This window comes from Achromobacter sp. GbtcB20, from assembly GCF_019091095.1.
In the GTDB taxonomy this organism is placed as follows: Bacteria; Pseudomonadota; Gammaproteobacteria; order Burkholderiales; family Burkholderiaceae_B; genus Achromobacter; species Achromobacter mucicolens.
This window is the reverse complement of record NZ_JAGXJZ010000515.1, coordinates 1-274: the sequence shown is the minus strand read 5'-3', so window position 1 is coordinate 274 and position 274 is coordinate 1. Positions and strand designations below refer to the sequence as shown.

Annotated in this window: 1 protein-coding gene; it reads left to right on the top strand. The window is 54.7% G+C overall.

Annotation, left to right across the window (positions count from 1 at the left end):
* A partial coding sequence (locus tag KVT32_RS30010; protein WP_217619420.1) for a hypothetical protein occupies nt 1-201 on the top strand: 201 nt, incomplete at its 5' end.
* Nucleotides 202-274 lie beyond the last annotated feature (73 nt).

The window sequence follows — 274 nt, the reverse complement described above, 5'->3', positions numbered from 1 at the left end:
GCACCGCAACAGAGCGAATTTTTCCTCTCTTTGGCGGACAGGTCAAGCGTTTTTGGTGCGACGCACCATTCGGGCAATCTTTGTTGTTTTCTTGCATCGGATGAAATACTTATGAACAAGTTTACTGATCGCTTTGCCAGCAATTCGACCATCCACGGGCCTTTTTTCGGCTCGGAAAAATGTTGGCGCCGGCCGTGCTAGACTTGTCGTTTACGCCAGCCCACGGCCCGCCGCGCCTTCTATGACCACCATGGCCCCACCGACCGCCACCCCA